Source organism: Cronobacter sp. HA18006 (assembly GCF_011605445.1).
Taxonomy (GTDB): domain Bacteria; phylum Pseudomonadota; class Gammaproteobacteria; order Enterobacterales; family Enterobacteriaceae; genus Cronobacter; species Cronobacter sakazakii.
This window is the reverse complement of sequence record NZ_JAANQB010000011.1, coordinates 466,802-492,209: the sequence shown is the minus strand read 5'-3', so window position 1 is coordinate 492,209 and position 25,408 is coordinate 466,802. Positions and strand designations below refer to the sequence as shown.

The following is a 25,408-nucleotide window of genomic DNA, read 5'->3' as shown; positions in this document are numbered from 1 at the left end:
TTTAACACCCTTTACGCTGTAATTGCATGCTACAGCCTGAAGGGTGTAAAATAGAGAATACAGCTTATCGTATGTATCTGAAGGTGCGACCAGCAAGATGAACACCCGGTATCCACTGAAAACGCTCAGCCAGCTGCGCCCGCTGCTGGTGGGCTTTCGTAAAAAACAGGGGCTGACCCAGAAAGAAGTTTCGGCGCGGCTTGGCGTCACGCAGCAAACCTATGCGCGGCTGGAGGCGAACCCCGAGACGGCCAGCATCGAGCGCCTGTTCCGCGTCTTTAACGTGCTGGGCATTGAGATGACGCTGTGCGAAACGCAGGCGGCGGAGACTGACGCGCCCGCGCGTGACGATTCGCCTGCCCGACGCGAGGCGTGGTAATCATGCGCCGCACGTCGCGTTTAGCGCTCTGGATGAACGGCCTGCCGGTCGGTTACTGGGATAAACACAACGGCGAAGACCGGCTGACCTATCTGCCGGAGTGGATTGCCGATCCGCAGGGCAGGCCGCTGTCGCTGTCGCTGCCGTTCACGCCCGGTAATCAGTCCTACCGCGGCGCGCAGGTGCGCGATTACTTCGACAACCTGCTGCCGGACAGCGAAAACATCCGGCGGCGGCTGGCGATGCGTTATCGGGCGCAGAGCCTGGAGCCGTTCGATCTGCTGGCGGAGCTGGGGCGCGACTGTGTGGGCGCCATCCAGCTGCTGCCCGCCGGTGAAGCGCCGGAAGGGCTCTTTACCATCCGTGCCCGTCCACTCTCCACAGTGGATATTGCCGCGATGCTGCGCCACACCGCAGAGGCGTTCCCCGGCCAGCATGGCGGCGAAGAGGAGCTGCGCCTCTCCATTGCGGGCGCGCAGGAGAAAACTGCGCTGCTGTGGCACGAAGACCAGTGGTGCCTGCCGGAGGGCAACACGCCCACCACGCATATTTTCAAACTGCCGCTGGGGCTGGTGGGCAATATGCAGGCGGATATGCGCACCTCCATTGAAAACGAATGGCTCTGTGCGCAACTGCTGGCGGCCTGGGATATTCCGGTCGCGCGCACGCAGATGGCGCAGTTCGAAGAGCAAAAAGTGCTGATTGTTGAGCGCTTCGACCGCCGTCTGTCCGGTGATGGCCGGTGGTGGCTGCGTCTGCCGCAGGAGGATATGTGCCAGGCGCTGGGCGTTTCGCCGCTGCGTAAATATCAGGCCGACGGCGGGCCGGGCATCGGTGATATCATGACGGTTCTGAGCCGTTCAGAAAACGCGCAGGCGGATCGCGCGAATTTCTTCCGCGCGCAGATTATCTTCTGGATCCTCGCCGCGACCGACGGCCACGCCAAGAATTTCAGCATTGCGCATCTGCCCGGCAACCGCTACCACCTGACGCCGCTTTACGACGTGCTCTCCGCCTGGCCGGTCATCGGGCCGGGTAATAACCAGATTGCGTGGCAGAAGTGCAAGCTGGCGATGGCGGTGCGCAGCGGCAGTAACTATTACCATCTGAGCCAGATCCGCCGCCGTCACTGGTTGCGCCAGGGCGAGCTTGCCGGGCTGTCGGCGGCGCAGGTCAACGACATGATTGATGCGCTGACAGCCAGCGCGCCTGCGGTGATCGCGCGCGTAGCCGACGCGCTCCCGGTGGATTTCCCCGCCTCTCTGGCCGACGTTATTTTTAACGGCATGCGCCAGCAGTGCGCGCGCCTCGCGGCCGCATAATTTCTCATCCTGCGCCGTTTCGCACGCGGCGCGGATACCTCTTCTTCTGACGCGCCCCGCCGCGCGTCCCGGCACTTCTCCGGTAATGGTCTATGATTGTTCACGTATGCCGCCAGGGTCGGGACAATCCGTTATCCGTTGTACCTCCCAGGCAGAAAACCGCTTTCACACAGGCGGCCTGCGCGCTACCGGCCCGCTGCGGCACCCGGATCATGCTTTCACATTCACGCTCCTGAGGCGCGCCACAGGAGCGGAAATCGCGCGATCGCGCCACTGCTCACTTCTGGATTAAATGAGGTAACAGAATGGAGTCAACATTCCTGAAAAGTTGGGGTAGCGAATATGCGGCGGACGGCGCCGCTCGCTTCCGTCTCTGGGCGACCGGACAGAAGCGCGTGACGCTGCGCCTCGCGGGCCAGGATTTGCCCATGACGCCGACAGGCGATGGCTGGTTTGAACGGGAAGTGCCGGGCGTTGCACCCGGAACCGAATACTGTTTTGTGCTGGAAGACGGCATGACCGTGCCGGACCCGGCTTCACGCGCCCAGAAAGCGGACGTGAACGGGCCGTCGCTGGTTGTCGATCCCGCCGCGTATCAGTGGCAAACCACGGACTGGCACGGCCGCCCGTGGGAAGAGACGGTCGTCTATGAGATGCATATCGGCACATTCACGCCGGAAGGCACTTTCCGCGCGGCGATTGAAAAGCTGCCGTATCTGGCGCAGCTTGGCGTCACGATGCTGGAAGTGCTGCCGGTGTCGCAGTTCGGCGGTAACCGCGGCTGGGGTTACGACGGCGTGCTGCTTTACGCGCCGCATTCCGCCTACGGTACGCCGGACGATTTCAAAGCGTTTATCGACGCCGCCCACGCCCACGGGCTCTCCGTGGTGCTGGATATCGTGCTCAACCACTTCGGCCCGGAAGGCAACTATCTGCCGCTGCTGGCGCCCGATTTCTTCCACAAAGAGCGCATGACGCCATGGGGCAACGGCATCGCCTATGACGTCGATGCGGTGCGCCGTTACATCGTCGAAGCGCCGCTCTACTGGCTGAAAGAGTACCGCCTGGACGGCCTGCGTTTTGACGCCATCGACCAGATTGAAGATACCTCAGCGAAACACGCGCTGGTCGAAATCGCCGAGCGCATCCGTGCGGAAATCACTGACCGCCCGGCGCATCTCACCACCGAAGACAGCCGCAACGTGATTTTCCTGCACCCGCGTAACCCGGACGGCAGCGCGCCGCTGTTTACCGGCGAATGGAACGACGATTTTCACAACGCCATCCATGTCTTTGCCACCGGCGAAACGCACGCCTATTACCAGGACTTCGCCGATCAGCCTGAAAAACTCGTCGCCCGCATACTGACGGAGGGTTTTGCCTATCAGGGCGAAGTCTCGCCGCAGAGCGGTGAGCCGCGCGGCGTGGACAGCACCGGCCAGCCGCCGGTCGCGTTCGTCGATTTTATCCAGAACCACGACCAGGTCGGCAACCGCGCCTGGGGCGAACGCCTGATTGAGCTGGCAGGCAGCGACCGTACCAAAGTGCTGCTCGCCACCCTGCTGCTCTCGCCGCACATTCCGCTGCTGTTTATGGGCGAAGAGTACGGCGAAACCAACCCGTTCCTGTTCTTTACCGATTTCCACGGCGACCTCGCAAAAGCCGTGCGCGAAGGCCGCGCGCGTGAATTTGAAGGCCACGGCGACTGGGACGGCGACAGCGTGCCGGACCCGAACGCGCAGCAAACCTTTGAGATGTCGAAACTCGACTGGCAGAAGCTGGAAAGCGAAGAGGGGAGGGCGTGGCTTGCGCTCACCCGCGAGCTGCTGGCGCTTCGCCGTGCGCATATCGTGCCGCTGCTGTCCACGGCGGGCGGCCACAGCGGGCGCGTTATCGACACCGCGCCGGGCTTTGTGGCGGTGAGCTGGACCTTCCCGAAAGGCACGCTGTCGCTGGCGATCAATATCGGCGAGCGCCCGCAACCGCTGCCGGAAATGCCGGGCGATACGCTGTTCGCCTGGCCGCAGGCTGGCGACGAACTGCCTGCTAACAGCATTCACGTTCGCCTGGCGAAAGGAGACGCGCAATGAGTATTCCCTCTTCAACGTACCGCATTCAGTTTCGCAACGGCATGACGTTTGACCGCGCGGCGGGCCTGGTGCCTTATCTGAAGCGGCTTGGCATCAGCCATCTGTACGCGTCGCCGGTGTTTACCGCCACCACCGGCTCCACCCACGGTTATGACGTGACCGACGCCAATGAAATCGAGCCGTCCATCGGCGGGCGCGAAGGCTTTGACCGCATGGTGCAGGCGCTCAAAGCCGCCGGGCTGGGGCTGATCCTCGATATCGTGCCCAACCATATGGCGGCGTCGCTGGAAAACCCCTGGTGGCGCGATGTGATTGAACACGGCGAAAAAAGCCGTTACGCCCGCCATTTCGATATCGACTGGACGCGCCGCCTGACGCTGCCGTTCCTGGGCGATACGTTTGAGAACGTGCTGGAGAACGGCGAAATCAGCGTTAAGCCCGATCCGAAAACCGGCAAACCCGCGCTCGCCTATTATGACAGCTACTACCCGCTCAACCCGGAGACCTGGCAGGGGCGTGAGGCGGACGTGCTGGCCATTACCGATAAACAGGCGATTGCGGCGCTGCATGACCGCCAGCCGTACCAGTTAATTTCCTGGCGCGCCGCGCCGCGCTCGCTCTCCTACCGCCGCTTTTTTGAGATAACCGGGCTTGCGGGCGTGCGCGTTGAAGATGACGCCGTGTTTGACGACAGCCACCGGCTGATCCTCGAACTGGTGCACGCCGGCGCGGTGGATGGCCTGCGGGTGGATCACGTCGACGGCCTTGCCGATCCGAAAGCGTATCTGGAGCGGCTGCGCGAAAAAGCCGGGCCGGATTGCTACATCACCGTCGAAAAAATTCTCGGCAAGGGCGAGCAGATCCCCGACGACTGGCCGATTTCCGGCACGACGGGGTATGAATTTATCGCCGCGCTCTCGGACGTGCTGGTGGATGACGCGAAGCTCGACGATCTCAGCAAGGCGTATCACGACGTGGTCGGCCAGGAAGTGGATATGTCCGCCGAACTTCGCGACGCCAAGCTGCTGATGGCCGACCGGAATTTTGAAGGGGAGTTCACCACGCTGCTGCGGCTCGCAACCCGCATTGCACAGCAGGAAGGCGTGACCCTGGAAGAACCGGTGCTTCGCGGCGCGCTGCGTGAATTACTGGTGGCGTTCCCGGTGTATCGCACCTACGGCACCGCACAGGGGCTGACGCCTGCTGACAGCGCGCTGCTGCAGAAAGTGGTCGCGAAAGTACAGGCCAGCGAGCACGCGCCGGATGCGCAGGCGCTCGGGTTTCTCGCCGATGTGCTGGCCGGCAACCTCTCCGGCGGCTCACTCGCCGACGCCGCCACGTTCCGCACCCGTTTTCAGCAGCTTACCGGCCCGCTGATGGCCAAATCAGTGGAAGACACGCTGTTTTTCCGCCAGAACATGCAGCTTGCGCTCAATGAAGTGGGGGCCGAGCCGCTGCCGCGCACCTACTCGGCGGATCGCTTCCATAAAGAGATGAAGCTGCGCCTGGCGCATCAGCCGGACGCGCTTACCAGCACGTCAACCCATGACACCAAACGCGGCGAAGACGCCCGCGCCAGGCTCTATGCGCTCACCGAAGCGCCGCTGTTTTATGCCGAGTGCGTTGCGCGCTGGCGTCAGCTCAACCAGACCAAAGTGGTGTTCCTCAATGACGGCACCGCGCCGAAGGGCGCCGATACCTGGATGCTCTATCAGGCGCTGGCGGGCGTCTGGCCCGCCACGCTGAAGCCGGATGATGCCGCAGGCCTGAAGGCGCTGGAAGAACGCTTCCTGGGCTTTGTGGAAAAGGCGCTGCGTGAAGCGAAGCTGCGCACCGACTGGGCGGACACCAACGACGCCTATGAAAAAGCGGTGCTGGATTACGCACGCCATATGCTCTCGCCGGACAATCAGGATTTCCTGAAGGATTTCCACGAGGCGTTGCAGCCGTTTATCCGCGCGGGGCTGGTGAACAGCCTGACCCAGACGGCGCTGAAGCTGACCGCGCCTGGCGTGCCGGATATCTACCAGGGCAGCGAAGCGCTCAACTTCAGCCTGGTGGACCCGGATAACCGCCGCGAGCCGGATTTCATCGCGCTCGACAGTATGCTGGCGCCGCAGGCGAATTTTGCTGCCACCTCGCAGGACTGGATCAGCGGGCGGCTTAAGCAGCACCTGATCGCCCGCGTGCTGCACCTGCGCCAGCAGAATACGGCGCTGTTCCGCCACGGCGACTATCTGCCGCTTCACACCGAAGGCGAGTTCGACAGTAACGTGATTGCTTACGCCCGCACGCACGGCGATGACGCCATCATCGTGATAGCGCCGCGGCTGATGTTCACCGCGCTTTATGAAAGCGCGTCGCTACCGGCCCGTGCAGGCTGGCACGACACGCAGATTATGCTGCCGCCGACGCTCACGCAGCGTCGCTGGCGCAACGTGCTGACCGGCGAGACGGTAACGCTCGCCGATCGCATAAACCTGGAGACAGCCGACGGCTGCTCGTCCGTGATACTCATAACCGACTGATTCCATGCAAATAAACATCATGAATCGTGGTAGTCCTGAACATTTATGGTCCGGAGGGAGAGGGAGATATGTCAAACGGTAAGGCTTTTGAAATCACGGCGGGATGCAGTTATCCCCTCGGCGCAAATTACGACGGCGAGGGGGTGAACTTCGCGATTTTCTCCGCACACGCCGAGCGCGTGGAGCTGTGTCTCTACGATCCGAGCGGCAAAAATGAAATCGCTCGTCTGACGCTGCCGGAATATACGCATGAAGTCTGGCACGGCTATGTGCCGGGTCTGCAACCTGGCGCGCTGTATGGTTACCGCGTACACGGGCCGTACGATCCGGAAAACGGTCATCGCTTTAACCCGAACAAGCTGCTGGTCGACCCGTACGCACGCGATCTCGTCGGCAATATCGAATGGAACGAAGCGCATTTTGCCTACGACCTGCTGCACGAAGATAAAGACCTTACCTTCGATGAGCGTGACAGCGCGCCCTATATGCCGAAGTGTCGCGTCATCGATCCGAACGAATTTGACTGGCAGGATCAGAACCGGCCAACCATCGCCTGGCCACACGCGGTGGTGTATGAAACTCATGTCAAAGGCTTCACGCAGCTCAATCCGGCGGTACCGCCTGAGCTGCGCGGTACCTACGACGGTATGGGGCATAAGGCGACGGTGGATTACATCAAGAGCCTGGGCATTACCTCTGTTGAACTGCTGCCGGTGCACTGGTTCCCGGACGATCAGCACCTGCTGGATAAGGGGCTGAAAAACTTCTGGGGCTACAATTCGCTCGGCTTCTTCGCACCTGCGTCGCGCTATTTCGGCCCGCGCGGCATTCAGGGTTTTCGCGATATGGTGCGCGCCTACCACGACGCCGGTATCGAGGTGATCCTGGATGTGGTCTATAACCACACCGCCGAAGGCAACGAGCTTGGCCCGACGCTCTCGTTCAAGGGCATCGATAACTTCTCTTATTACCGCACGCTGCCCGATCAGCACCGCTATTACATCAATGATACCGGCACCGGCAATACGGTGAATACGTCGCACCCGCGCGTGCTGCAGATGGTGATGGATTCGCTGCGTTACTGGGCGGAATCGATGCATATCGACGGTTTCCGTTTCGATCTTGGCACCATTCTTGGCCGCGAGCCGGAAGGGTTTGACCAGCGCGGCGGTTTCTTTGACGCCATCATGCAGGATCCGGTGCTCTCGAAAGTGAAACTGATTGGCGAGCCGTGGGACATCGGCCCTGGCGGCTATCAGGTGGGTGGTTTCCCGCCGGGCTGGGCGGAGTGGAACGACAAATACCGCGATACGGTGCGTGAATACTGGAAGGGCGATAACGTCTCGACCGATTTTGCGGCGCGCCTGCTGGGCTCCGGCGATCTCTACGATCAGCGTGGCCGCCGTCCGTGGGCGAGCGTCAACTTTATTACCGCCCATGACGGCTTCACGCTTAACGACCTGGTGTCGTACAACGAGAAGCACAATGAGGATAACGGGGAAGACAACAACGACGGCCATAACGACAACCGCTCCTATAACTACGGCGCGGAAGGCCCGACGGACGATGAAGGCATCAACGCGGTGCGTGAGCGCCAGAAACGTAACTTCCTCGCCACGCTGTTGTTCTCCCACGGTACGCCGATGCTGCTGGCGGGTGACGAGTTTGGCCGCAGCCAGATGGGGAATAACAACGGCTACTGCCAGGACAGCGAAATTTCCTGGGTACACTGGGAGAACCTGCCGGAAAGCGCCGAGGCGCTGCGCGAATTCACCCGTAAGGTGATTAAGCTGCGCGCCGAGCAGCCGCTGCTGCGCCGTGAAAACTGGCGCGACGGGATGGTTATCGAGTGGTTCAACGCGGGCGGCGGCTATCAGCAACCGGAGCAGTGGGACGAAGGCTCGACGCTCGGGGTGTACATCGGCAGGCCCGATCTGGAAACCGAAGAAGGTATCTGGCACGACGTACTGATGCTGTTCAACCCGTTTGAAGGCAACGTGCCGTTCCGTATTCCGCAGTTTGGCGAAGGCGGCTGGGTGCTGGAGCTGACCACATCCGACACCGCGAATCACGGCCTGGTTATCACCAAAGAGAAGGATTTCGAGCTCGAAGGGCGCAGCATCGCGCTGTTCAGACGTCCGTAATGGCGATGCCATAAAACCAACGGCGCAGGGGTTATCTTCTGCGCCGTTTTTTTATGGCAGATTAAAACGCCACGTTCATGCGCGCCATGATGGTCTGGGCGCGTGAACCTCTGTCATCCAGCCCCAGCGTACCCTGATACGCAAGCCCAGGCGTGACGCCATTCGGTAGCGCCATATCAAGCCCGACGCCAAGCGCCAGCGTCTGGCGGTTTTGCTCATACAGCGACATGCGCCAGGTGTCATTGCCGGTATCGGCATACCCGACGCGCGCGCTGCCGGTGTCATTCATCAGGCGTGAATACTCCACGCGGCTTTGCAAACGAATATCGCCCCAGCTTACCGGTACACGGTGTTCGGCGCGCAGGCCCGCGCTGCCCGTCACCTGTGAAAAACGCTGCGGCGCGAACGCCAGGTTATACATGCCCGCGTCCGATTCGCTGTAGCTCTCCAGATGCGTCTGTGAAACCTGTACGCGGCCATACGGCGAGACGAGACTCTGCGGCAGGCGGAATTCGTAGCCGGAGGTCAGCGCGCCAAAGACCTGGCTGCCGGCGCGGCTGCCGCGCGCATAGATATCCGTTTCACTCACGTGGCGTTTGCTGTCGAAATCGAGGCGGCTGTAACCTAACAGCCCGTCGACGAAAACCGCGTCCGGGTGATAGCTCGCATAGAGCGCGGTGCTCAGTGAGCGACCATTGCTGCGGGTGCCGGTGTCGCCGATATCGCTGACGTCGCGCCCGAACCCCATTCCCACACCTGCCGTCACGGTGGGCGTAAAGCGGTAATCCACGCCGGTGCTGACGCCCACCAGCGTATGGCTTAAGCGCATCGTCGCGTCTTTATCGCGCCCGAAATCGACATAGCCGCCCGTCCAGTAAGAGAGCCGCTGGCCAGGCATCTGCGTGCCAAATGGCAGCGCGGGCGGCAGACTGTTCTGCGCATCCAGCTGCGCTTGCTGCTGAAGCGCGGCGTTCCAGAGATCGGTATCCAGCCCGCGCTCCGCCGGCGAGGTGGGCAGGGCAAAGTGTACGCCGTTCAGACTGGACGGTACGTCTTCGCTGCCGTGCAGCTGTTCAAGGCGATCGTTGAAGTTACGGATCTGCGCGCGGGCGAAGTTTTGCGCCGCCTGGTACTGCGCGCTGACGGTGCCCGTCACGCTGGCGTCTTTCGACGGATCGGGGCGTGAGGCGATGGAGAACGTAATGGTCGCAGGCGGCGTGATGCCCGAAGCACTTAACAGCACATAGCGCAGTACAACGGTGCCGCTGGCCTGCGGCGCGGCGGTAAATGTCAGTTCGTAATCGCCCCCCTGCGGCTGGATGCTGGCCGTGCCCTGGCGTTTATCCGGGGCTGTCAGCAGACGCGCGCCGGTGAACGGGCCGCCGGTGGCACCGCGCGTGAGCGACACGCGGGTAACGCGCCCGGCAGAGAGCGACGCGCTTTGATCCACCGCCTGCGCGGCGGCGTTAATGTGCAGCGTGTAGGCCGCGTGAACCGTGGCGCCGTTCGCATCGGTGGCTGACAGCGTAAAGGCGCTGTCGCCTGCCACGCCCGGCGTGCCTTTCAGGAGGCCGTCGGAGAAAGTGAGCCCTGCGGGCAGCGAGCCGCTCAGCTGCCAGCGATATGGCGCTGCGCCGCCGCTCACCGCGAACGTCTGCGATAAGGCAGTGCCAACGGTGCCGGAGGGGAGCGCGCCCGCCGCTGGCGTCATCACGAGCGTGGCGGCAGGCGGCGCGCCGTTCGCGACCACCAGCGTATAGGTTACGGTACCGGAAACGCCGCGGGCATCCTGCGCGGTCAGCGAAATGCTGAAACTGCCGGACGTGGTGGGCGTACCGGAGAGCGCGCCGGTCGCGCTGTTGTGCGTGATACCTGCCGGCAGGCCATGCGCAGTCCAGATATAAGGCGCTGTGCCGCCGGTGACGGAAACGTTCTGCGACCAGGCGCTGCCCACGGTGGCAGGCGCGAGTGCGCCGCTGGCGGGCGATATCGTCACGGCAGCGGGCGCGGTAATGGTCAGCGATGCTGTGGCGTTCGCCGAGGTGCCCGCGCTGTTACTGGCGTTGTAGGTAAAACTGTCGCTGCCGCTATACCCTGCCAGCGGCGTGTACGTAACCGTCGTACCGGAAATCATCAGCGTGCCGTGCTGCGGCGCGCTAACCAGATTCACCGCCGTTGCGGTGCCGCCGGAGAGCGCGAGTGCAACAGGGTTATCCTGACTGTTGGCCGCCACCTGCGCGCTGACGTTACCCGCCACGGGCATCTGCTCGTTGCGCTGGATAACAACGCTGTAGTTTTTGGTGGTGCCATCTTCGGCGGCCACGACGATCGTGAGGGTATTTACGCCCACGCTCAGGTTTACAGAGGGCGATGCGGAGCCGGAAGACACGACGTTGCCATTCACGGTGACGGTGGCGGCGGCGTGGGTGGTGACTGGCGTCAGCGTCACCGAGGAGACCGCGTAATCGACCGTCGCGTGGTAGCTGGTGTTGCTGGCTGAGAAGCCAGGCGAGAGCGCGCCGCCGGAAAACGAGAGCCCGCTCAGCGTGGCATCGGAGGAGAGCGTGACCGCCGCGGTACAGGAAATAGTCACCGGGCTGATAAAGCCGTTGGCCGTTGAGACTTTTAACCAGAGTCCGCCCGCCGTGAGCTGTGCGCCGGTCAGCGTGGTGCTGAAACTCCCCGCATTGCCGTCGGAGCTGTAATGCACCAGATAATGCTGCGAGAAGTCACGGGATTGCATGATGACGGTATCCGCATTCATCGGCAGGCCGCCTGTACCCGCGCCACTGTCGGTAAACGAGACGGTGAGGGTTTCATCTGCGCTGAAACTGCTGGCGTTGTACGTGCTGAGGCCGGAACTCACCGGGCTTGCCGCGTTCAGCGCCGTGCACGCGGTGGAAAGCGCGCGGGCAGGGGAGAGCGTCACTGCAAACAGCACGGCAAAAACAAAGAGGAAACAGACCGCTTTCAGCAGCCCGGAAACGTGACGCGCCATCAATCACCTGCCGTGAAATTATTAAAATGACTGGATTATCACGCAGCGTAACATTGCGCAGGTGGCAGCGATGGGCCGATATAACGGGGTTTTCGGGGATAATTAGCGGCGTAGGCGCATGCGATTATTCGGGCTCTTTAGGCTGCTCGTCTTTTTTCAGCGGATCGCCTTCGGGCATACGAAACAGCGGCTTGTGTTTGAGCGAAGGAATGGCGTTTCTCCCCTCCGGCGGCGGATTACGGGTTGGCCAGTACAAAATAAGATCGGAAATCAGTTCCAGCAGATAATGCATAAGCCCTCCGGCGGTAAACAGCAGTACGCATCATAGCGAAAAACAAGGCGCATTGATAATGCGCGGGGTCAGCGCTTGACCCATGACAAGGCGCTGAACCACCCGGCCTTCTTATAATCGCGCCCTCAATCCTTCACTGGTGTGATGCTATGGCTTACCAACTCAATCTGAACTGGCCGGAATTTTTAGAAACCTACTGGCAGAAAAAACCTGTCGTACTGAAACAGGCGTTTGCGAATTTTATTGACCCGATCACGCCGGACGAACTGGCCGGGCTTGCGATGGAGCCGGAGGTCGACAGCCGCCTGGTGAGCCATAAAAACGGTAAGTGGCACGCCAGTCACGGCCCGTTTACACATTTCGACGGGCTGGGTGAAACCGGCTGGTCGCTGCTGGCGCAGGCGGTGAACCACTGGCATGCACCCTCCGCCGAGCTGGTGCGCCCGTTTCGCGTGCTGCCGGACTGGCGTCTGGACGATTTAATGATTTCGTATTCCGTACCGGGCGGCGGCGTCGGCCCGCATATCGATCAGTACGACGTGTTTATTATTCAGGGCATGGGCCGTCGCCGCTGGCGCGTGGGCGACAAGCTGCCGATGCGTCAGTTCTGCCCGCATCCGGCGCTGCTGCATGTCGACCCGTTCGAGCCAATTATCGATGAAGATCTTGAACCGGGCGATATCCTCTATATTCCGCCCGGATTCCCGCATGACGGCTTCACCCATGAAACGGCGCTGAATTACTCCGTCGGTTTCCGGGGGCCGAACGGGCGCGATTTAATCAGCAGCTTTGCGGACTACGCGCTGGAAAACGATCTGGGCGGCGAGCACTACAGCGACCCGGATCTGACCTGCCGCGACCATCCGGGCCGCATCGAGGCGTATGAGCTTGAGCGTATTCGCCAGATGATGATTGAGATGATGAACCAGCCGGAAGATTTCACCCGCTGGTTTGGATCGTTCGTCACCACGCCGCGCCACGAACTGGATATTGCGCCTGCCGAACCGCCGTACACCGCTGAAGAGGTGCGCGAGGCGCTGCTGGGCGGCGAAACGCTGACGCGCCTCTCCGGCCTGCGGGTGCTGAACGTCAACGGCGGCTTTTTCATTAACAGCGAGCCGTATGAGACCGTCGACCCGCGCGCGGCAGATGCGCTGTGCCGTTATACCGCTCTCAGCCAGCATGAACTTGGCGACGCGCTGCATCACCCCGCATTTATGGAGGAACTGACCGCGCTGATAAATCAGGGCTACTGGTTCTTTGACGAATAAACGGCTGGCACACGGCCTTCATTTCTGATGAAGGCCGTTTTCTTTTTATGAAATAACCTGGCAGTCGTTAATAAAATAGCGTTATGCGATTTTACGCACCCCGGAAATAATACGTCTCAGTGAATTCAAATTGAGTACGCCGCGTGTTGAAATAAAAATCTAAACGCTCTGTAAACCTCAGGCCGTTAGGCATTTACTTTACAGGGCCGCGCATTATACTGCGGGAAAATTATTGATGGAGATTCCCCTTCTGAACAGCGATACCGGAATTTATTAACGGGCAAACTCGCGACAATCCCTGCGCTGTTTGCCTCTCATGGCGGGCAGCAATGTACGTTTTCATCTTATTGCACCCCGGGCGTTAATCCTTGTTTTATTAAGGAGTGCTTACCTATGTTTTTTATTCACACAGCCCTGTTCCCTCCGCCTCTGCGTTAATTCCTTTCTGTTTTTAACAATATGCTTTAGCACGCCTTTACTTTTTTAAAGGTGAAATGGCGTGCGCGTTTTAAAACCTGCGGTAAGACGCCCGCGCGTTTTGCTGAACCCTGAATAACAGGTGCCGGTATGGCAAAGTACAATTCCAGAAAAATGAATAATGCCGCAAAAAAACAGGCGGCGACGTTTTGCATCGAAATGGCGTCAGCAGAGCGCCACCAGGAGACATTAGCGCGGCTGGAAAGCAGCGAAAAAGGACTGCTGGAAAAAGAGGCGCAGGCGCGCCTTGCCGCTTACGGCCCGAATGCCGTGGCGCATGACAACGCGCCGCCCGCGCTGGTGCAACTGCTTCAGGCGTTCAATAACCCGTTTATCTATGTGCTGATGGCGCTGGCGCTGATCAGCTTCTTTACCGATTACTGGTATCCGCTGCGCGCAGGGCAGGAGACCGATCTGACCGGCGTTATTATCATTGTGACGATGGTGTTGCTGAGCGGCTTATTGCGCTTCTGGCAGGAGTTTCACACCAATAAAGCCGCGCAGGCGCTGAAATCGATGGTAAGCACGACGGCAACCGTGCTGCGCCGTACCGTGAGCAACCGTGACGGCGAGAAACGCGAAATCCCGGTCGAGGAACTGGTGCCGGGCGATATCGTGACTCTCTCGGCGGGCGATCTGATCCCGGCGGATTTACGGCTCATTGCCTCACGGGATCTGTTTATCAGCCAGGCGATACTGAGCGGCGAGTCGCTGCCGGTGGAAAAATATGACGTCACCGGCCATGTGCAGGGGAAAGGCGTAAGCGCAGACGATATCCCTGATAACAGCGCCAGCCTGCTGGAGCGGGGCAATATTTGCCTGATGGGCACCAATGTCGCGAGCGGCACCGCCTGCGGCGTGGTGGTGGCGACCGGCGCGAAAACGTATTTCGGATCGCTTGCGAAATCGCTCGTCGGTAACCGCACCCAGACGGCGTTTGATAAAGGCGTGAACAGCGTCAGCTGGCTGCTGATCCGCTTTATGCTGGTGATGGTGCCGGTGGTGCTGCTCATCAACGGCTTCACCAAAGGCGACTGGCTGGATGCCACGTTTTTCGCGCTGGCCGTCGCGGTGGGGCTGACGCCAGAAATGCTGCCGATGATTGTCAGCTCTAATCTGGCGAAGGGGGCGATTGTCATGGCCCGTCGCAAGGTGATTGTGAAGCGCCTGAACGCGATTCAGAATTTCGGCGCGATGGATGTGCTCTGTACCGATAAAACCGGCACGCTCACCCAGGACACGATTGTGCTGGAAAAACATCTCGACTGCCACGGCCGCGACAGCCTGCATGTGCTCACTCTTGCCTGGCTGAACAGCGTCAACCTGAGCGGCTCGCAAAACCTGATGGACAAGGCGGTACTGGCGTCCGGGCAGGCCGCGCTTTCACCATCGATACAATCCGGCTATTTCAAAATTGACGAGCTGCCGTTTGATTTTGTACGCCGCCGCGTTTCTGTGGTGGTGGAAGGATATGGCGAGCATCAGCAGACGCTTATCTGCAAGGGTGCCGTTGAAGAGATGCTCTCTGTCTCGACGCATATCCGCGAGGGCGACACGGTATACGCGCTTGATGACGCGCGCCGCGACGCGTACCTGCGCTTAACGCGCCAGTACAACGCGCAGGGCTTCCGGGTGCTGGTGGTGGCGACACGCGAACTGCCACAGACCGGGCTTGATCATCCGCTCTGCGTGGCGGACGAAAACGGGCTGATTATTGAAGGGATGCTGACGTTTCTCGATCCGCCAAAAGCGAGCGCGGCGCAGGCGATCGCCGCGCTCCATGAGCATGGCGTTAGCGTGAAGGTGCTGACCGGCGATAACCCGCTGGTAGCGGCCTGCATCTGCGAGCAGGTAGGGATCGACCGCCGCGAGATCCTGACGGGCGATGTCATTGACGATATGGACGAAACGCAGCTTGCTGCGGCGGTTAAACGCTGTGCGATTTTCGCGAAGCTGACGCCATTGCAGAAATCCCGCATTCTGCGGGCGCTGCAAAATAACGGCCACACGGTTGGGTTCCTTGGCGACGGCATTAACGACGCGCCGGCGCTGCGCGATGCGGATGTCGGGATTTCGGTGGACAGCGCGGCGGATATCGCCAAAGAGTCATCGGATATCATTTTGCTCGAAAAAGATCTGATGGTGCTGGAGCGGGGCGTGCTGACCGGCCGCGAGACCTTCGGCAACATCATCAAATACCTGAACATGACCGCCAGCTCTAACTTCGGCAATGTCTTTTCGGTGCTGGTGGCGAGCGCGTTTCTGCCGTTCCTGCCGATGCTCGCCATTCATCTGCTGGTGCAGAACCTGATGTATGACATTTCGCAGCTCTCGCTGCCGTGGGATCGCATGGATAAGGCGTTTCTGCGTCAGCCGCGTAAATGGGATGCGCAGAATATTAAGCGCTTTATGATCTGGATGGGGCCGACATCGTCACTGTTCGATATGGCGACCTTTGCGGTGATGTGGTTTGTGTTTGCCGCCAACTCGCCTGCGGCGCAGTCGCTCTTTCAGTCCGGGTGGTTTGTGGAAGGGCTGCTGTCGCAGACGCTGGTGGTGCATATGTTGCGTACCCGGAAAATCCCGTTTATTCAGAGCCGCGCCGCGCTGCCGGTGCTGATAACCACAGGGATCGTGATGGCAGTCGGCATCGCCATTCCGTTCTCGCCGCTCGGCCATATGATTGGACTGGTGCCCTTGCCGTTGAGCTATTTCCCGTGGCTGGTGGGGATTCTTTTCACCTATTGCGTGGTCGTGCAGGGCATGAAACGGCTGTACATCCGCAAATTCGGACAGTGGTTCTGAGTAAATCAGTGACAAAGGGGCCGACGCCCCTTTGTTATTACCACGCGCGTCGTTGCGTTTATTTACGTTTTATCCGCCGTGAACTTCGAATTCAGCGGCCGATTTCTATATCATTCAGCCCCTGTTTGCGCCCTGTGCGTTTTTCCTTAACCGGCCTGTGAAAACGGCATCGGTACATTCTTAATCTATAAGCTGAAAACAGAGACAATGACAATATCAACCACTACGGACAGCACTCTGCCTGCCCGTACCGGCTGGAAATTCAGAGATACCCTCTGGATGCTGGGCGTTTATGGTGCCACCGTTGGCGCAGGGACACTGTTCCTTCCTGTCGAAATCGGCACGCGCGGCCCGCTGGTTTTTCTTCTGCTGCTGGTGCTGGGCATTCCCCTCTCGCTGGTGCCGCATGTGCTTATCTGCCGTGTATTTATGCGCGACAACCAGCCCGATGACGGTACGTTACCGCTTTTTGGTGCCTTTTTCGGCGCAAAGGGGAGAACGGCAATTCGTGTTTTCTTCTGCGTCGCCCATTTCCCGGTCACCCTGGTCTATGCCATCTCGCTGGTCAACGCGCTTTCAGATTTTCTGGTTAATCGTCTGCATTTTGCCCCGGTGAACCGCGCGCTGCTGGCGTTTATTGTCGTCGCGGCTTTATTCCTGGCGCTCAGTAAAGGCCGTGACAAAGTGGTGAGCATGATGGGCGCGCTGGCGCTGCCGTTTGCGGTGTCGCTGCTGCTGATAGCGGTTATCCAGATCTCCGCCTGGAGCCTGGCGAATTTCAGCATGCCGCTGATTCCGGCAGGCGAAGGCGCGGGTGACGCGTTTAAAAATATCTGGCTGACGCTGCCGCTTATCTCTTTCGCGCTCTGCTCTGCGCCGCTGATTGCGCCGCTCGCGTCGTATTATCGCGAAAGCGGTCATGGCGGCGAGATGAAGTCGGTGCGGGTTGTGCGTGTGGCCTATGCACTGATCATTTTCAGCATCGTGTTCTTTGTGCTGAGCTGCCTTCTGGCGAACCCTCCGGCCACCTTCGCCCGGGCGAAAGCGGAAAACCTCAATATGCTCTCGGTGATGCAGAGCCAGGGCGGCCTGGATCTGCTGTTTATGATCGCGCCTTTTATTGCCATCGTCGGGATGACCAAATCGTTTCTTGGCGTGTGCCTGCCTGTTGCGGAAACCATTACGGCGCTGGTGGCCGGGCACGCAGGCATGAAGAAACAGGCGAAGACGCTCGCATTCCTCGCGATGTTTATCGCGACCTTCGCCGTGGTGGATCTTAACCCGGACGTGATTACGCTGATTGAGACAGTCTGCGGGCCGCTGACCGCCATCTTTCTTTTCCTGATCCCGACGTACCTCATTTACACCCGCGATGCGCTGCGTTCACTGCGCGGCCCGACGGCTGTCATGGTCGCCACCGGTGGCCTGCTCACGGTGTCCGCGCTGCTTTACAGTACGTTCTGATACGCGATTTGCATCTTATTGCGCAACAAACCCTGCTCCGGCAGGGTTTTTTCTGTGTACGCATGGCAGATTGCGGCCATTTCGTTGCCGTCAGTGTTTAACCGCGTCAAAAAATAACCGGACAAATTACCGCTTTATTTCCGGAATTAATACTGAGGAAAATCTTAATTCGCCGATTCACGGGATAAGGAATAACTTATTTATCGATAATTATTTCGGCGGTTGACGGCTTTAAGATTTTTGCCTATCTTCACGCTAAATCAAATTTTAGTGATGCTTAATTATCAAGTTTTCCTGATGCAATCTCGTGGGGTATTGATGACCTGCAAGCCTGACGGGAGATGCAAAACCTACATGGGGTATTCAACGGGACGCTTTTAACATCGTAATGCGCAGAAAAGACACGTAAAAACGCAGGCAGAAATGACTCTGGCGTCGGATAAATCGTGTCTGCTCACTGGCGCCATCATTATTCTTAAAGATAAAAGCGTAGCGCGATAAAAGGCCTTATTCCGTAATGAATGAGGCCGGGATTATTACATTTGTAATTACACGCTTAAGGAAAATAAAATGACACCACCTAACAATTTGTTCACGATTGAGCCACAACATGACAGGAAGGCGTTTTATTCCGGGCTGGAAGAGAACGGCATTCACGCCACCGATTTGATGGCTATGCTTGCGGTCGGAAATATTCCTGACGTGATGTATCGTGAAACGGAAATTCTTTCGGCGCTGGCGATTCTGTCATGCCGTAATACCAACAGTCTGGTGGTATCGGGAAATGAAGGGGTTGGCAAATCCTGTTTTGTCCGTAATCTCTCGCGTTACCTGTTGCAGATCCAGCCAGGGTGCCATCTGGCTGAAATAAATATGGTGTCGCTGTTTGCCGGGAATGCCAGTGAGGAAGAGATAGAGAAAAAGCTGGCACTCGCCGTGGCGCTCGCCGGGCGGTATAAGGTCATACTGTATCTGGATGGCACGCACGCGTTCACGGCGGAAAACGACGAGATGTCGCCGGGAATGCGCTTGCTGCACTTGCTTAAGCCGTATCTGATGACGCCGTTCCGCTGCATTATTTCCGCGCCCTGTGAGGCGACGGAAAAACTGAAAAATGACGCCACGTATAAAAAACGCTTCCGCTATATCACACTCTGTTCGCTGAACGGAATACAAAAGAAAAATGTGATCTTACATCGTTTTGGCCATTCGCCTTTTATTGAGGATGCGCTGGCGGCGTCGGGCGGCGAAACCCGGGAATTACATCAGCTTATTGAGAATATCGATTATCTTCAGTCGCTTGAACGCGTAAAAGCGAAACTGGAGTTTGTTGAGTCCTGATCGTGCGGGCGCGGATGCCCATCATTTTTATTGCCTGCGGAACGCGCGCTTTGTAAATATTTAAGATTTAACTTATGCCTTAAGTTTCCCTTAAGGTTATGGCGCTACGATAGCATCATCAGGAAAAGGGGCACCTTAGCCAATATTCTGTTTACGGGCCGCTGCGATGTCAGGCGGCCCGCTTTTTTTTCTGAATCCAGTCTGTTTCCCTTCTCGTTGATCGTAATACGTTTCCCCGTTTCGCTTATTCCGACCCGTTTGCGTTAAGAAAATTTAATGGCCTGTACGCATAAGGCTTCCTGGATAGTTGCCGATAGTGAGTAAATATGTCCCGCCTTTCTGGCGGCGTCCGGGAGAAGAGAATGATTGCTCAGCATCCTTCGAAAAGAAGGCTTAAGACCAAAACCCTCATGTTGTTATCGATTTTCGTCACGATAACCGCAGGCTTTGGTATCACGATGGGTTTACTGCTCTGGCAATCGATGTCGCAGCAGGAATATGTCGCGAAAAAACACCTGCAACAAATTGCGCAAACGGAAACCTTAGAGGTGAGCCGTCGTCTGGATTCGGCGTTAACCGCCGCGCGCGATGTGGGTATCAGCGCGTGGTCGCTGCGCGAGTCCGGGCTTAACGATCGTAAAGGCCTGGAGCAGCTATTAGTCAGCTTTCTGCGCGCTCATGATGATTTTTTATCGATGTCACTGACCTTTGAACCCAACGCGTTTGATGCCAACGACGCCACGTTTGCAGGGCAGGCGGGCCAGGATCCCAAAGGGCGCTATGCGCGTTATGTGGATCGCGACAGTGCAGGCAACCCGGCGCTGCATAACCTGGTGGATTATGAAACGCCTGGCAGCGGCGACTATTACGTCCTCCCGCGTCAGCGCCAGAAAGATGTCATCATCGAGCCGTACATTTACCCGTACAACGGCGTGGATGTGATGCTGACCTCGATCGCCGCCCCGATAATGCGCGACGGCAAATTCCAGGGCTCGGTGACGTCCGATTTCTCTCTCGAAACGCTGCAAAAAATGGTGGGCGCGATCAAACCCTGGGATGGCGTTGGCTATGCGCTGCTCCTCTCGGCTGACAATAAAGTGATCTCCGCGCCGGATAAAGCGACTATCGGCAAGCCTTATAAGGGCACTGTGACGGGCCGCGAAGTGATTCGCTATGACGATCCGGTGCTGGGCGAACCGGCGTTTATCACCTGGAACACGATTGCCGTGGGCAACAGCGGCACGCCGTGGAAGCTTGCCGTGGTGACGCCGGTCAGCGTGGTGATGGCCGAAGCCTGGCAGGGGCTTATCAATGCCCTCATTCTGATGGTGCTGAGCATCGCGGTTGTGAGCCTGGTGGTGGCGCTGGTCTTTACCCGTAAAGTGGCGCGCCCGGTGGGCGGTGAGCCCCTTGAGGCGTCCGAAATTGCGCTTTCTGTCGCGCATGGCAACCTGAATAACGCGATTCCGGTACAGCAGGGCGATACCCGAAGCATCTTTTATGCGTTAAGCACCATGCAGTCGCGGTTGCGCGAGATTGTCGGCGATATCAGCGACGCCAGTCATTCCGTGCGCGCCGGCAGCAGTGAAATCGCCGCAGGCAATACCGATCTCGCCTCCCGCACCGAGGAGCAGGCGGCGGCAATTGTCGAGACGGCGGCCAGCATGGAAGAAATTTCCGCGACGGTGAAAAACAACGCCGAAAGCGCTTCACGCGCTATTGTGCTGACGGAGCACGCGAAAGATATCGCAGGCGCGGGCGAAGCGCTGGTCGATCGCGTGGTGCATGTGATGTCGCAGGTGGATGAGAGCTCGCAGAAAATCAGCGACATCACCAGCATCATCGACAGCATCGCCTTCCAGACTAACATTCTGGCGCTGAACGCGGCCGTGGAAGCGGCACGCGCCGGTGAGCAGGGGCGCGGTTTCGCCGTCGTGGCCGGTGAGGTACGAACGCTCGCGAGCCGCAGCGCCAACGCGGCGAAGGAAATTTCGCAGCTCATTGCTGAATCAACCGGGCGCGTCGGGCAGGGTGTGACGCTGGTCAATGAAACCGGCTCGACGATGAAACAGATAATCGAAGCCGTGACCAGCGTTCACCTGGCTATCAATGAAATCGTGCGGGCGCTGGATGAACAGACCCGCGGCGTGGATCAAATTAGCGTGGCGGTGAATCAGATGGATAGCGTGACCCAGCAGAACGCCTCGCTGGTGCAGCAGGTTTCGGCCGCGGCGATGTCGCTTGAAGAGCAGGCGAAAGCGCTGGAGACCGCGCTGGCATTCTTCAGTACCCGCCAGCAGAGGGGCTGACGACGTAATGCTGCTGATAAGCCGTGCAGGGCTCACCCTGCGCGGCTTTTTTATAGGCATCGGACAAATGCATGTCTTCTGAGTTCACGCAATCCCCTGATTCGGTATGTATTAACCCTGTATTCAGCGCGGTAATATTTATCCCTTGATACATGGGGTTAGCGCGCAAAAGCAACATGTGCCGGGCCTCAACACGATAAACAGACAACTTCAGGAAGACAATATGAGGCGTTATGGAATGGTAGTCGTGGCTGTGGCTACGCTGTTAGCAGGATGTACGGCCAGAACGTCGCCAGAAATGCACGCGCGCCACTATGTTTTGCAGGGGATGGAATCACACGACGCGAATTTGAGGGTCGATAAAGCAGGCAGCATCGCCGCGTTTCTGCCGGCATTTACCAGCGTCTACAATCAGGGCAAAACGGATAAAGCACAGGGACGCGACATCGCCTGGGCAGAGCGTCAGGCGAAGGCTTACCGTGACGATGCCTGCGGTATGCAGACCACCAGTGAATTTGCCAATCATCGCGGCCAGTTTCTCGATGACAACACCAGCCCGCGCGAAAAACGGATGCTGGGTGACGATTTGGCGCAAACCTACCTGGACGGCTTTTACGGCCGGTGAGGGCATACGCGGTGGCGATAATATACCTGCTGGCCGTCATCACTGGTTATTTCGCTGCTGGGCCTGGATAAACGCGGGGCGGGAAAAGGCGCGATTCACGTAATTTTCGAGCGTCTCGCCAAGCGTAATACCGCCCAGTTTTGCCCAGAAAAGTGTATGCGACATAAAAATATCGGCCAGCGTAAAATCATCGCCCGCTATCCACGGCGCGTTGTCCGCCAAATCCACCATCGCCACGGCTTTTGCGGCTTCGGTTTTGAAGTAATGTGTCAGTGCGGCGGACCGCTGCGCTTCCGGCACAAAAATCATCTGTTTAAGTAAATTCCATACCGGCGATTCCAGATCCGTTAAGGCGAAACTGATCCAGCTGTTTATCGCGGCGCGTCGGACGGGATCGGCGGGAAAAAGCGCGGTGGCAGGCTGTTTTTCGCAAAGCCAGGTGCAGATGGCCAGCGTCTCGCAAATGGAAACGTCGCCATCTGTCAGAAACGGGACTTTACCGCGCGGATGCGGCGAGGGTACTTCCGGGGCGTCGCAAAGAATATCGGCTTTGATGGACTCATACGGCATGCCCAGTTCTTCAAGCGTCCAGAGCACCCTGAGCGAGCGGCTCTTGGGATAAGTATAAACAATCACGGAACGTCTCCTGTTAGCGTCGTAGTTACGTAACTTTTACGCTTACTGACGGCAATACACTATCGATGTTGTCAGTCACCATTACCAGTAAAAGCACACCACAAACGGCATGTTGATAGTTACAACATACAACCAGGCTATACTGGACCGCCACTGAAACCGTAGGCACCGTTCGGAAACGCCCGCGTCGCTTCCGGCCACGGTTGTGGCGTCAGATTCCTTCCTGAACCCCTGAGCGCGCAATTGCCCATTGCCGGGCCGCCCGCGCCCGCCCGAAGGGCGGGTAAACCAGATTTGCTTTAATGTATGTTGTAACTACACCGCCAGGCGGCTCCTGCGGACCCGCAGGCCGGAGATACGGCCTGACTTCGTCAGTCCCACTCCGAAGATGTAGTGAAACCATTAATCCGCTGCACGGTTTTTGGCTTAGCAGGATAGAAGCACGCCGTTTCAGCCAGTGCGCCGGACATGACGTGCGCCATCGCAATGCCGTTCAGAGAGAAAATCCTATACTACGAAAAGTGCATTAAAACCCATCAACAGAGAGTCGCAGAAGAAAAAAATACAGACTGCAGGAGGTGATGATGTCAGCAGAACAGACCTTAAAAGCCGTACGCACCAGTTTTATTGATTTCACAAGGACCGCTGAAACGCCTCAGGAGATAGCACCGGCGCTGCGGTTTATGGAAGACGGCTTACTGCTGATTCGTCACGGGAAAATTGAATGGTTCGGTGAGTGGGAAAAAGGAAAACAACAGGTTCCGGATACGGTCCGCGTGCGTGATTACCGCGGGAAACTGGTGGTGCCGGGCTTTATCGATACGCATATTCATTACCCACAGAGTGAAATGGTCGGCGCGTATGGCGAACAGCTCCTCGACTGGCTCAATAAATATACGTTCCCTGCCGAGCGACGCTATGAAGATCGGGAATACGCGCGCGAAATGTCCGCTTTTTTTATTAAGCAGTTATTACGAAACGGCACCACAACGGCGCTGGTTTTTGGCTCAGTGCATCCGCAGTCAGTGGACGCGCTGTTCGAGGAAGCCAGCCAAATCAATATGCGTCTTATCGCCGGTAAAGTCATGATGGATCGCAACGCGCCCGACTGGCTACTGGATGATGCGCAAAGCAGTTATGAACAGAGCAAGGCGCTGATTGAACGCTGGCATAAAAAAGGGCGGCTGCTGTATGCCATCACGCCGCGTTTTGCCCCGACGTCGACACCGGAACAACTGGCGATGGCGCAGCGCCTGCGCGAAGAATATCCGGATACCTGGTTCCAGACGCATTTGTCTGAACATCAGGCTGAAATCGAGTGGGTGAAAACGCTGTATCCGGAGCGTGACGACTATCTGGATGTGTATCATCACTATGGCCTGACCGGGCACAACTGCATCTTCGCGCACTGTGTTCATCTTGAAGAGCGCGAGTGGGATCGCCTGCGAGACACGGGCTCCAGCATCGCTTTCTGCCCCACATCTAATCTCTATCTCGGCAGCGGTTTGTTTAATCTGCCAAAAGCGTGGCAGAAAAAAGTGAAAGTCGGAATGGGAACGGACATCGGCGCGGGAACCACGTTCAACATGCTGCAAACGCTGAACGAGGCATACAAAGTCGGGCAGTTGCAGGGCTATCCGTTATCCGCTGACGAGGCGTTCTATCTTGCCACGCTCGGCGGCGCGAAAGCGCTGGGGCTTGATCATCGTATTGGTAACTTCATGCCCGGCAAAGAGGCCGATTTTGTAGTGCTGGAGCCGACCTCAACGCCGCTGCAGCAGCTCCGCTATGACAATTCCGCGACCCTGTTTGATAAGCTTTTCGTGATGATGACGCTGGGTGACGATCGCGCGATATACCGCACCTATGTTGATGGTCGGGTCGCGTATGAACGGGCCTGAGCGTCACGAAATAAAAAAGCGTTAATCCGCACGATTGAGACACGCCACATATTTTTCGCCCGAACGGCGCACCCGCTCACTGGCGTCGGCAGTGATTTCACGGCCTTCAAACGCGCCCCATAGCGTCGAAAATGACACGCCTCGCAGCCGGTCGGTCATCGCGCTGACGGTGGCGGCCGGTAGCGGCAGCATATTCGGGTAACTCCACATAAATGAGACGCTCTCCGCGCCCGGCGTCACCTGCAAAATATCACCGCTCAGCAGCAGGCCGTCGCCGCGCGCGTCATGCAGTACGCAGCCACCGGCAAAATGGCCGCCGAGGCGAATCACGCGGATATCCTCAGCCAGCGTCAGTTCATCTCCCTCCCAGAGCCGGATAAACGGGCTGTCGCGCATTATCCATTCGCGGTCGCTGGCATGCAGATACACCGGCGCGTTAAAGGCGGCCGCCCAGTCCTGCATGGTGGTGTAAAAGTGCGGATGCGAAATGGCAATGGCCATCAGACCGCCCAGCGCGGCAATCAGGTTTTTCGTGGCGTCATCCAGGGTGGCGACGCAGTCCCAGAGAATATTTCCCTGCGGGGTACGCAGCAGAAACGCACGCTGGCCAATCGCAAAATCCGGCACCGTCCGGATGCTGAAAAGATCCGGGGTATGCTGCTTCCATTTATTGGAATGGGTCGCCAGCAGCGCATCACGGTCCACCCATTGCTGCCCCGTTACCGGAACAAACTGCCGCTCATCGTCGCAAATTTTGCAGCGTTGCGGCTGGGCATTGTCAATCTGATATGACGTGCCGCAGGCGTTACACAGTGTGATCACAAAG

General features: G+C 58.4%; 16 protein-coding genes. 12 read left to right on the top strand and 4 right to left on the bottom strand.

Features of this window, described 5'->3' with window-relative positions; genetic code table 11:
• Positions 1 to 97 precede the first annotated feature (97 nt).
• From G9X48_RS04020 to glgX, 5 genes are all read left to right on the top strand, one after another.
• Positions 98 to 379, top strand: coding sequence for a helix-turn-helix domain-containing protein (locus G9X48_RS04020; RefSeq protein WP_097641086.1), 282 nt, complete (start codon positions 98 to 100; stop codon positions 377 to 379).
• Positions 380 to 381: 2 nt separating this feature from the next.
• Positions 382 to 1,701, top strand: coding sequence for a type II toxin-antitoxin system HipA family toxin (locus tag G9X48_RS04015; protein WP_097641085.1), 1,320 nt, complete (start codon positions 382 to 384; stop codon positions 1,699 to 1,701).
• 305 nt (positions 1,702 to 2,006) lie between these two features.
• Positions 2,007 to 3,791 carry a malto-oligosyltrehalose trehalohydrolase gene (gene treZ / locus G9X48_RS04010; RefSeq protein WP_097641084.1) on the top strand — a complete coding sequence of 595 codons (1,785 nt, stop codon included), beginning with the start codon at positions 2,007 to 2,009 and terminating at the stop codon, positions 3,789 to 3,791.
• Positions 3,788 to 6,319, top strand: coding sequence for a malto-oligosyltrehalose synthase (treY, locus tag G9X48_RS04005; protein ID WP_097641083.1), 2,532 nt, complete (start codon positions 3,788 to 3,790; stop codon positions 6,317 to 6,319). Before treZ ends, treY begins: the two co-directional genes overlap by 4 nt.
• A 68-nt stretch (positions 6,320 to 6,387) precedes the next feature.
• A complete protein-coding gene (gene glgX, locus G9X48_RS04000; RefSeq protein ID WP_015387272.1) occupies positions 6,388 to 8,463 on the top strand; it encodes a glycogen debranching protein GlgX in 2,076 nt (691 codons plus the stop codon).
• Between the two features lie 61 nt (positions 8,464 to 8,524).
• Here the strand turns inward: glgX and G9X48_RS03995 are convergent, their stop codons facing one another.
• Both G9X48_RS03995 and G9X48_RS03990 read right to left on the bottom strand, forming a co-directional pair.
• Positions 8,525 to 11,461, bottom strand: coding sequence for an autotransporter domain-containing protein (locus G9X48_RS03995; protein WP_097641082.1), 2,937 nt, complete (start codon positions 11,459 to 11,461; stop codon positions 8,525 to 8,527).
• 124 nt (positions 11,462 to 11,585) lie between these two features.
• The gene (locus G9X48_RS03990; protein ID WP_007781021.1) at positions 11,586 to 11,753 is read right to left on the bottom strand and encodes a hypothetical protein; all 168 of its coding nucleotides are present in this window, start codon (positions 11,751 to 11,753) and stop codon (positions 11,586 to 11,588) included.
• A 149-nt stretch (positions 11,754 to 11,902) separates the two neighbouring features.
• Between G9X48_RS03990 and G9X48_RS03985 the strand changes: the two genes are divergently transcribed.
• The 6 genes from G9X48_RS03985 (at position 11,903) to G9X48_RS03960 (ending at position 22,045) form a co-directional block, all read left to right on the top strand.
• On the top strand, positions 11,903 to 13,024 hold the full coding sequence (locus tag G9X48_RS03985) for a cupin domain-containing protein (RefSeq protein WP_097641081.1): 1,122 nt from the start codon (positions 11,903 to 11,905) through the stop codon (positions 13,022 to 13,024).
• Positions 13,025 to 13,591: 567 nt separating this feature from the next.
• Positions 13,592 to 16,306 (top strand): magnesium-translocating P-type ATPase, encoded by a 2,715-nt coding sequence (gene mgtA, locus G9X48_RS03980; RefSeq protein WP_097641080.1) that lies wholly within the window; start codon positions 13,592 to 13,594, stop codon positions 16,304 to 16,306.
• A 207-nt stretch (positions 16,307 to 16,513) separates the two neighbouring features.
• Positions 16,514 to 17,770 (top strand): AAA family ATPase, encoded by a 1,257-nt coding sequence (locus G9X48_RS03975; RefSeq protein ID WP_181145374.1) that lies wholly within the window; start codon positions 16,514 to 16,516, stop codon positions 17,768 to 17,770.
• 570 nt (positions 17,771 to 18,340) lie between these two features.
• Positions 18,341 to 19,111 carry an AAA family ATPase gene (locus G9X48_RS03970; RefSeq protein WP_097641078.1) on the top strand — a complete coding sequence of 257 codons (771 nt, stop codon included), beginning with the start codon at positions 18,341 to 18,343 and terminating at the stop codon, positions 19,109 to 19,111.
• 362 nt (positions 19,112 to 19,473) lie between these two features.
• On the top strand, positions 19,474 to 21,420 hold the full coding sequence (locus G9X48_RS03965; protein ID WP_054623872.1) for a methyl-accepting chemotaxis protein: 1,947 nt from the start codon (positions 19,474 to 19,476) through the stop codon (positions 21,418 to 21,420).
• Positions 21,421 to 21,643: 223 nt separating this feature from the next.
• The gene (locus G9X48_RS03960) at positions 21,644 to 22,045 is read left to right on the top strand and encodes an Exc2 family lipoprotein (RefSeq protein ID WP_029039501.1); all 402 of its coding nucleotides are present in this window, start codon (positions 21,644 to 21,646) and stop codon (positions 22,043 to 22,045) included.
• Positions 22,046 to 22,084: 39 nt separating this feature from the next.
• Here G9X48_RS03960 and G9X48_RS03955 read toward each other — a convergent pair whose 3' ends face one another.
• Positions 22,085 to 22,681 (bottom strand): glutathione S-transferase family protein, encoded by a 597-nt coding sequence (locus G9X48_RS03955; protein ID WP_007854604.1) that lies wholly within the window; start codon positions 22,679 to 22,681, stop codon positions 22,085 to 22,087.
• Positions 22,682 to 23,265: 584 nt separating this feature from the next.
• Between G9X48_RS03955 and guaD the strand changes: the two genes are divergently transcribed.
• A complete protein-coding gene (guaD, locus tag G9X48_RS03950) occupies positions 23,266 to 24,582 on the top strand; it encodes a guanine deaminase (RefSeq protein WP_129560333.1) in 1,317 nt (438 codons plus the stop codon).
• Positions 24,583 to 24,603: 21 nt separating this feature from the next.
• On the opposite strand, the gene G9X48_RS03945 is transcribed toward guaD, so the two are convergent.
• On the bottom strand, positions 24,604 to 25,404 hold the full coding sequence (locus G9X48_RS03945) for an MBL fold metallo-hydrolase (protein ID WP_097641076.1): 801 nt from the start codon (positions 25,402 to 25,404) through the stop codon (positions 24,604 to 24,606).
• Between the last annotated feature and the right edge of the window lie 4 nt (positions 25,405 to 25,408).

Excerpts from the sequence above, each read along its gene's own strand:
- G9X48_RS04020 (WP_097641086.1), top strand. The coding sequence starts at position 98 with ATGAACACCCGGTATCCACTGAAAACGCTCAGCCAGCTGCGCCCGCTG.
- G9X48_RS04015 (WP_097641085.1), top strand. The coding sequence starts at position 382 with ATGCGCCGCACGTCGCGTTTAGCGCTCTGGATGAACGGCCTGCCGGTC.
- treZ (WP_097641084.1), top strand. The coding sequence starts at position 2,007 with ATGGAGTCAACATTCCTGAAAAGTTGGGGTAGCGAATATGCGGCGGAC.
- treY (WP_097641083.1), top strand. The coding sequence starts at position 3,788 with ATGAGTATTCCCTCTTCAACGTACCGCATTCAGTTTCGCAACGGCATG.
- glgX (WP_015387272.1), top strand. The coding sequence starts at position 6,388 with ATGTCAAACGGTAAGGCTTTTGAAATCACGGCGGGATGCAGTTATCCC.
- G9X48_RS03995 (WP_097641082.1), bottom strand. The coding sequence starts at position 11,461 with ATGGCGCGTCACGTTTCCGGGCTGCTGAAAGCGGTCTGTTTCCTCTTT.
- G9X48_RS03990 (WP_007781021.1), bottom strand. The coding sequence starts at position 11,753 with ATGCATTATCTGCTGGAACTGATTTCCGATCTTATTTTGTACTGGCCA.
- G9X48_RS03985 (WP_097641081.1), top strand. The coding sequence starts at position 11,903 with ATGGCTTACCAACTCAATCTGAACTGGCCGGAATTTTTAGAAACCTAC.
- mgtA (WP_097641080.1), top strand. The coding sequence starts at position 13,592 with ATGGCAAAGTACAATTCCAGAAAAATGAATAATGCCGCAAAAAAACAG.
- G9X48_RS03975 (WP_181145374.1), top strand. The coding sequence starts at position 16,514 with ATGACAATATCAACCACTACGGACAGCACTCTGCCTGCCCGTACCGGC.
- G9X48_RS03970 (WP_097641078.1), top strand. The coding sequence starts at position 18,341 with ATGACACCACCTAACAATTTGTTCACGATTGAGCCACAACATGACAGG.
- G9X48_RS03965 (WP_054623872.1), top strand. The coding sequence starts at position 19,474 with ATGATTGCTCAGCATCCTTCGAAAAGAAGGCTTAAGACCAAAACCCTC.
- G9X48_RS03960 (WP_029039501.1), top strand. The coding sequence starts at position 21,644 with ATGAGGCGTTATGGAATGGTAGTCGTGGCTGTGGCTACGCTGTTAGCA.
- guaD (WP_129560333.1), top strand. The coding sequence starts at position 23,266 with ATGTCAGCAGAACAGACCTTAAAAGCCGTACGCACCAGTTTTATTGAT.